The 7,497-nt window shown below is 55.1% G+C and carries 7 protein-coding genes; 4 read left to right on the top strand and 3 right to left on the bottom strand.

Annotated elements, in window-relative coordinates; all coding sequences use genetic code 11:
- The 3 genes from fumC to HMPREF1627_RS04240 form a co-directional block, all read left to right on the top strand.
- A partial coding sequence (gene fumC / locus HMPREF1627_RS04250; protein ID WP_034501407.1) for a class II fumarate hydratase occupies nt 1–1,329 on the top strand: 1,329 nt, incomplete at its 5' end.
- Nucleotides 1,330–1,540: 211 nt separating this feature from the next.
- Nucleotides 1,541–1,792, top strand: coding sequence for a hypothetical protein (locus tag HMPREF1627_RS04245; RefSeq protein WP_158705811.1), 252 nt, complete (start codon nt 1,541–1,543; stop codon nt 1,790–1,792).
- Between the two features lie 317 nt (nt 1,793–2,109).
- Entirely contained in the window at nt 2,110–2,580 is a 471-nt protein-coding gene (locus tag HMPREF1627_RS04240) for a hypothetical protein (RefSeq protein WP_034501404.1), read from the top strand.
- A 46-nt stretch (nt 2,581–2,626) separates the two neighbouring features.
- Here HMPREF1627_RS04240 and HMPREF1627_RS04235 read toward each other — a convergent pair whose 3' ends face one another.
- Nucleotides 2,627–3,748: a GuaB3 family IMP dehydrogenase-related protein gene (locus HMPREF1627_RS04235; protein WP_034501402.1), complete on the bottom strand. Its 1,122-nt coding sequence runs from the start codon at nt 3,746–3,748 to the stop codon at nt 2,627–2,629.
- Nucleotides 3,749–4,420: 672 nt separating this feature from the next.
- Between HMPREF1627_RS04235 and HMPREF1627_RS04225 the strand changes: the two genes are divergently transcribed.
- A complete protein-coding gene (locus HMPREF1627_RS04225; RefSeq protein WP_034501390.1) occupies nt 4,421–5,185 on the top strand; it encodes an exonuclease domain-containing protein in 765 nt (254 codons plus the stop codon).
- Between the two features lie 322 nt (nt 5,186–5,507).
- Here the strand turns inward: HMPREF1627_RS04225 and HMPREF1627_RS04220 are convergent, their stop codons facing one another.
- Together HMPREF1627_RS04220 and HMPREF1627_RS04215 are read right to left on the bottom strand one after the other, a co-directional pair.
- On the bottom strand, nt 5,508–6,674 hold the full coding sequence (locus HMPREF1627_RS04220) for a macrolide family glycosyltransferase (RefSeq protein WP_034501387.1): 1,167 nt from the start codon (nt 6,672–6,674) through the stop codon (nt 5,508–5,510).
- Nucleotides 6,667–7,305: a TetR/AcrR family transcriptional regulator gene (locus HMPREF1627_RS04215; protein WP_034501385.1), complete on the bottom strand. Its 639-nt coding sequence runs from the start codon at nt 7,303–7,305 to the stop codon at nt 6,667–6,669. The genes HMPREF1627_RS04220 and HMPREF1627_RS04215 overlap by 8 nt, the downstream gene beginning before the upstream one ends.
- Nucleotides 7,306–7,497: the final 192 nt, after the last annotated feature.

The following is a 7,497-nucleotide window of genomic DNA, read 5'->3' as shown; positions in this document are numbered from 1 at the left end:
GAGCGTTCGCTGCACAATTTCGACATCGGCCGTAACACTTTCGTCTGGGGCCGCCCGATGGTGCGCGCACTGGGAACCCTGAAGAAGGCTGCTGCGCTGGCAAACGCCGAACTCGGCGAGCTGCCCCAAGATATCGCAGACCTGATTGCACGCGCCGCCGATGAGGTCATTGAGGGCAAGCTTGACGACCATTTCCCACTGGTTGTCTTCCAGACCGGTTCGGGCACCCAGTCGAACATGAATGCCAACGAGGTGATCTCGAACCGCGCCATCGAACTTGCGGGCGGCGTCATGGGCTCCAAGACTCCCGTTCACCCCAACGACCACGTGAACCGCGGCCAGTCCTCAAATGACACCTTCCCCACCGCAATGCACATTGCTGTGGTCCAGGAGCTTCAGGCGATGTACCCGCGCGTTGAGCAACTGCGCAACACCCTGGACAAGAAGTCGAAGGAATACGCCGACGTCGTCATGGTTGGCCGCACCCACCTGCAGGATGCAACGCCCATTACGCTTGGCCAGGTTATTTCCGGCTGGGTCGCGCAGATCGATTTCGCACTTGATGGCATTCACTACGCGGATTCTCGCGCACGTGAACTCGCAATTGGCGGAACCGCGGTGGGAACCGGCCTCAATGCTCACCCTGCATTCGGTCAGCTGGCTGCACAGAAGATTTCTGATGAAACCGGCATCGAGTTCAAGCAGGCCGATAACCTCTTCGCAGCCCTGGGCGCACACGACGCGCTGGTATTGGTTTCCGGCGCACTGCGTGTTCTGGCAGATGCACTCATGAAGATCGCCAACGATGTGCGCTGGTACGCTTCCGGCCCGCGCGACGGCATCGGCGAGCTCATCATCCCCGAGAACGAACCCGGATCGTCGATTATGCCCGGCAAGGTCAACCCGACCCAGTGTGAGGCCATGACTATGGTCGCAACCCAGGTCTTCGGCAACGATGCAACCGTCGGTTTCGCTGGTTCACAGGGCAACTTCCAGCTCAACGTTTTCAAGCCCGTCATGGCATGGAATGTTCTGGAGTCCATCCGTCTCCTGGGTGATGCCTGCGTTTCCTTTGATATCCACTGCGCATACGGCATTGAGCCGAACCGCGAAAAGATTCAGCACCACCTGGATATCAACCTCATGCAGGTGACGGCCCTGAACCGCCACATCGGTTACGACAAGGCCTCAAAGATCGCGAAGAATGCCCACCACAAGGGCATTTCACTTCGCGAGTCCGCTCTGGAGCTCGGTTTCGTCACGCCCGAAGAGTTTGATGCATGGGTTGTTCCCGCGGATATGACGCACCCCAGCGCAGCAGATCAGTGATCTAGGGAGCGTCTAGCAAGTTACTGAGAGTGGTCCCGGTCTGGTTTTCTAGACCGGGACCACTTTTCACGTTCTAAACCGTCGCCAAAACATCACTATTTATGCATGATGCTGGAAACTATTCAACCGAAATATGCACACAGTCGCAGACTTAATCAAAATCACAAGCGCTTGTACTGAAGCTCCAACTGCTCAGATTTATGATTTTTCCGTGAGAAAATCCCTGATCACTCCCATCATCCTTGCAGTCGCCCTTTTCGCCTGCGTTTTTGCTCCAGCACTGCGCCCCATGGTTCTCGTTGTGGGACTAGTGGCCGCAGTCTTCTTACCTTTTGCAGCGATCTGGCATCAGACCGCTTCCGAAGGCCCCTCATACCAACGAAATCTCTACGGCGCACTAGCCTTAGCTCTGATTCTCATCAGCCCGGCAATCACTGCCCTGGTGATGAACACAGCCGCCTAAAGCCAAGCACCAACCCCCTTCAATAGTTGTGGGGCGATCACAACTGTGGTCGCCCCACATTTTCATGCCTTGACCTGCAGAAAAACTATTGACAAGGGATTAAACACCCGGGGATAATTATTCATGGGTGCACCAAAGAACCGCTGCACGCCACCTGTCTTTCCTTCGCGGCCTCCCCCACCGCCACCGCCAGCTTTGCGCGACCCTTTTCCTTCGGTTTCAAGGAAGAAATCTAGTTCACTCCAAACTGGCCATCGTTTGCATTTCGGCTCCTGCTGCAACCAATGGGATCCGAATTCGTTCCACTAGGAGGAATAATGTCAAATCTACGCAGCGCGACTGTCGACACTCAATGGAACGCATGGGAGACATCCACCTATCTTGCTTTCGTTGGTGGCCTCCCACTTCTCGTGCTTTGGCTTCCGCCTCTCTTCCATGACAATCCATTAATCTGGCTCACGAAACCAGTCGCTATCGCCATTGTTATTGGGCTCTTACTGGCACTCACTGGAAGCATTCTCAGGATAAGAAATATCGTCGGACCCTCACGGGTGATTCGGATTATTTCAGTAGTCGTCAATTTCAGTATTCCTTTAATCGTCATTGGAACACTGTTGGGAACACTCCATACGACCGCTGCCGATAGCTTCTACGCTTTCTCACTAGAGTACGAAAACATTCTCTGGCCGAGCTGTTTGTCTTTGGCCTTCGCTGGATTCACGGCATTAGATCTGTGGGTTCCACGAGCGGAAGTTGCTTCGCTTACTCTTCACAAACCCACCCTCTAACTGATCTGGGTGGCGAACTAAGACGTTCGCCACCCAGAATTTTGTGTCAGCGCGAATAGGGGCTGACGACGACTTCCGCCTTTTGCAGGTCCTTCACTTCCGAATACCCTGTCGAGGCCATAGTTCGCTTGAGCGCACCAATAAAGTTCAGCGTTCCATCCGCTCGCGTCGAGGGACCGTACAAGATTTCACTGAAGGTCCCCGAAGTCCCCACGCGCACACGGTGGCCTCGCGGGAGCTCCGGGTGCGTGGCCTCGGAACCCCAGTGCCAACCACGTCCGGGAGCTTCCTCGGCGCGAGCAAGGGCAGCACCCATCATCACCGCGTCTGCACCACAAGCAATTGCGCGCGTCATGTCCCCAGAGCGCCCAATTCCACCATCCGCAATCACGTGGACGTAGCGGCCGCCAGATTCATCCATGTAGTCGCGGCGCGCCGCAGCAACGTCGGCGATTGCCGTCGCCATGGGAGCATGAACTCCCAGCGACTGGCGAGTTGCATGGGCTGCTCCCCCACCAAAACCGACCAGAATACCTGCAGCGCCCGTACGCATCAGATGCAAGGCAGCGGTATCTGTGGAGACTCCACCCACAATGACGGGAACATCAAGCTCATAGATGAAGCGTTTGAGATTGAGGGGCTCTGCACGCGAGGAGACGTGCTCGGCAGACACCGTCGTTCCGCGGATAACGAAGAGATCAACACCCGCCTCGACAACAGCGCGCCAGTAGCGCTGGGTGCGCTGGGGCGAAAGCCTTCCTGCCACCACGACTCCCGCATCTCGGATGTATTGGAGACGTTCGGTGATGAGATCGGCTTGGATAGGTGCCGAATAAATTTGTTGAAGTCGAGCGATTGAGCCTTCGGCGGGGAGCTGGGCAATCTCATCCAAGATCGGTTGAGGATTTTCGTATCGAGTCCACAGACCGTCCAGGTCTAAAACCCCAATTCCACCGAGCTTGCCGAAGAGAATTGCCGTATCGGGACTCATCACCGAGTCCATGGGGGCAGCCATGATGGGGACATCGACGTGGTAGGCATCGATCTGCCATCCAACGTTCACGTCGGCAGGGTCCCTGGTTCTGCGTGCCGAAACAAGTGCGATGTCATCTAGCGTGTAGGCGCGGCGGCCTCGTTTTCCTCGACCGATTTCGACCTCATTACCCATGGGGCCATTGTAGTCACTCCACATGGGCGCGATATTGACGCCGCATCGAAGACACGCCACATACACCGAGCATAAAGTGGCATATTTCACAGTCGGCTTGCATTCTGATACGACTTTACTTTTACCCCGAAAGCCCTGTGGAGACATGACGATCGCCCACAAATTTTTACCGAATTTTTAGATTATTGAGGACGAGGCCATGGGGAGACTTCACCAGTTCCCAACCTTTTGCTTTTCAATCCACGCCTGAAGGAACGACCCTGCACGCCGAGGGTGAAAAACACTTGAAGAGATCGTCGGCAATGCGCAGAATGTATACGTCATCACAAATACACCCGCAAGTGGTGTTCGCCATTTGATCCGCAGGAGGTCATCATGTTGACAGCAGCAGCTGCCACTCAAAGGGATTTCCGTCGCAGTTCACGCGCGGAAAGCCGCATTGCGCAGGATGTATCGCGCCGCACAAACGAGCGCACACCCCGTAAGTTGGGATCTCGCGATCGCGCCCAGATGCCTGGTGCATACACGCGTTTCTCGTTCCCCTTGCCTTTGCATCCCTGATTCACCACAGTTCATCTAGCGATGTCCCACTTCCATGACGAAGTGGGACATCTTTTTTATGCGGATCTGAAATTGGACGCAAATGACGGAGCAACAGTGCACACTTAAGGCATGACACACACATCAGTTCCGTCGTGGGCACAACTCCCCTGGCTTGGCTTTGATACCGAAACAACAGGGGTTAACCCCCACAGTGACCGCTTGGTTACTGCAGCACTCGTTCTACGCGCAGACGGAGCTGCAGCCACTGCCGGCTCTGACGTCATTACGACATGGCTCGCAGACCCCGAAGTTGTCATCCCTGACTCTGCAGCTCAGATTCACGGGATTACGACGCAAACGGCACAAACCCATGGCCGTCCGATCCGTGAAGTTCTTGAAGAACTTGCCACTTCTCTTGCTTCGCATATGGGACGCGGATATCCCGTTGTCGCATTCAATGGAAGTTTCGATTTCACCTTGCTTGAAGAAGAGCTACGCAGACATAAGCTCCCCACTCTCAGTGAACGGCTCGGTCTAAGCGAGCCCGCGCCCATCATCGATCCCTTGGTCTTGGACCGTCATCTTGATCGCTACCGCAAGGGCAAAAAGCAGCTTTCTCTCATGGCCAGCGCGTACGGGGTTCCAGTTTCAGAAAATGCACATACCGCCGAATACGACGTGGTCATGACCTTGGACGTGCTGGCCGCGATCGCCCGAAAGTTCCCGGATTGTGCGGCTCAGAGCTGCATTCAAATCCACGCATTCCAAAAGGAAGCTCACGCAGCGTGGGCAGAAAACTTTGAAAACTTTCTACGTTCAAGGGGACGGGAGACCCACATCGACCGAGAGTGGCCCCAGATCACGCCGAGAGGTCGTAGCGACGACCAGGAGTAAGCATGCTTCGTACGGGTACGCCGAGTACCGCCGTTTTCGCCATGTCTTGGGAATCGCCTGCGTCTGGGCGCCCGTCGGGCAGGAAGATGTTGAATTAAGTGCCGAACGCCGAGGAGTTCCTTGTCCTCCCGGTGCAGAATCGTTAGGACGGTCGTCAATCCGTCGATGGGCGGCCATTCCAGGGGCTTTGCCGTGGAATAGACATCCGCATGATCGATGAGGATGAACATTGGAGCGATTCTATTTTGCACTCTTGCGAGTTTTCGTAGCTTTAAGACAGTGCTGGCGGGGAGCAGCCCGTCAACTGCTCCCCGCCCGCGTTTCACGCTCGATTGAGCCGTTCGACGATGAGCTTCGCAGCTTCTGCATTGCCACCTGCGTTGCATGTCTCTCTGCGAAACTCGGAAAGACGCGTGTGACACTCACGATCAGATAACACACGCATGGCAGCCTCACGAAGCACATCGGCAGTTACTGCATGGGCCTCCAACACTTCGCCCAATCCCAGCTCTTTCACCCGCCGAGCCACAGTCGGTTGATCGTTACCAACTGGTACAACCAGCATCGGCACTCCGTAGAAGAGTGCCTCATTAACGCTGTTCATTCCTCCGTGGGTAATAAAGAGAGATGCTCGTGCAAGCACCTCAAGCTGCGGAACCCTGCTGCGGACCATAATCGTGGGTGGCAGGGAGCCCAGGCTCTCAGGACGTACAGACCCACCGATCGCCATAACAACGCGCACGCCACAGCTGCGGAACGCTTCCACACACCGGCGGAAGAAACGCTCGGACTTATTGAGTTCTGTCCCTAGAGATATATAGATGAGGGGGCCACTACCCCCGGGAGGCGAAAATGGCTCGCTGCAACGTCCATCGATAGACGCCCCTACGAACGCGTATCGAGATGAAGGGAATTCCTTGGCATATATCTGAAAGCTCCGGGGCGTATAGACGATATTGAGGCTAGGGCTATTACACGCAATCTCGGCTTCGATCTCTCGGAAGCGCCACCCATATCTCCTACTTAAAGGTGCAGAAATGAGCGATCTAAGGCGCGGAAAACGGAAGATCGACGTTAAGTACAACCCGCCGCTTCGCCCGAAGTCGTCTAGTACATGCTCATTGAGCGCAAAGGTTGAGAAGATCCTGATCGGGACTATCCCCAAACGGTCGGCGAGTGCTTTGCCTGAAACAAAGAGCATCTCGTAGATAAGGCAGTCGTAGTCTGAGCCGATACGCAGCACCGTCCGGTAAGCAGCACTCCAGCAGTGCATGCGATCCTGGAATGGACTCGGACAGAGGGGATAGTCGTCATAGGGGACAAAATCTGCGCCCGTATCTTCCACAGCTTCCCGCCACGTAGGCGAATGAATGTAGGTCACACGATGTCCCATATCAGTGAGTACCCGAGCTAAGCCGAGCGTCGGGTTCGTGTGCCCAGAAAACGGTAGATTCACCATGAGAATGGAGTAGAAATCGCGCTCATTCATAGAAACGACCTACCCCATTTTTGATGACTGCGATAGAGTCCTCACTGAGCACCGGGGCGTCGAAACGTTCGAGGAAAGCAGCAATAAAATCCACCTTTTGGCACTTTCGCTCATAAGAATCCGAAACGATCAGCGGGTCAATCCACACATCTACAAGCAGAACCAACACTTCAGCGACTTCACCCGGGAAGGCACAGCCAATTTCACCAGACTCCATTCCCTGGCGCAGCATTTGTTCCAAGTGGGGCGCGAGCGTTGTCAGGGAGTGGCGCAATGATCCCAGCAAGGCTTCAGGAACCTCGCTTACCCAGTTGGCGCGCCCGATACCATTTTGCGGACCGGAGGCGACCATATGCGCCGTGAGGCTTGTCATCCTATCGATCACCGACACATCCGATTGTGCAGCCAAATCTTCGACAAATGCATTCAAATACTGCAACTCACCCTGAATAACGGAACCCAACACCTCCTGCTTCGATGAGAAATGGTGATAGATCGCCCCCTTCGACATTCCGCTTGCCCCGACGATATCTTGCATGGTTGTGCTGTCGTACCCATTCTCTGCGAATAGCTGTCGGGCAGCTGCACAGATCATTTCCCGAGTACGCTCGGACTTCTCCGCCTGATTCATACAACCTCCAAAACCGACCGACGGTCGGTTTTATTTTAACGCCCTCCCCCACACCTGCAAGACAGTTCACTGGCGAGTCCAAATGACAAGACCGACCGCACTGCCACGACTGAACGGAAGAACCAGCTCCCGCCCCGCTTTTCCCCGCACCTATCTATGCAGTGGCTATATAAATATTTAATTACCTCCAAA

The organism is Actinomyces sp. S6-Spd3 (genome assembly GCF_000758755.1).
GTDB lineage: Bacteria > Actinomycetota > Actinomycetes > Actinomycetales > Actinomycetaceae > Pauljensenia.
Note: the sequence above shows the minus strand (reverse complement) of the source record. Positions and strands in the feature narration are given on the sequence as shown.

Bases quoted from the DNA above. Each gene is read 5' to 3' on its own strand.
- HMPREF1627_RS04240 (WP_034501404.1), top strand. From the start codon at position 2,110: ATGTCAAATCTACGCAGCGCGACTGTCGACACTCAATGGAACGCATGG.
- HMPREF1627_RS04235 (WP_034501402.1), bottom strand. From the start codon at position 3,748: ATGGGTAATGAGGTCGAAATCGGTCGAGGAAAACGAGGCCGCCGCGCC.
- HMPREF1627_RS04225 (WP_034501390.1), top strand. From the start codon at position 4,421: ATGACACACACATCAGTTCCGTCGTGGGCACAACTCCCCTGGCTTGGC.
- HMPREF1627_RS04220 (WP_034501387.1), bottom strand. From the start codon at position 6,674: ATGAATGAGCGCGATTTCTACTCCATTCTCATGGTGAATCTACCGTTT.
- HMPREF1627_RS04215 (WP_034501385.1), bottom strand. From the start codon at position 7,305: ATGAATCAGGCGGAGAAGTCCGAGCGTACTCGGGAAATGATCTGTGCA.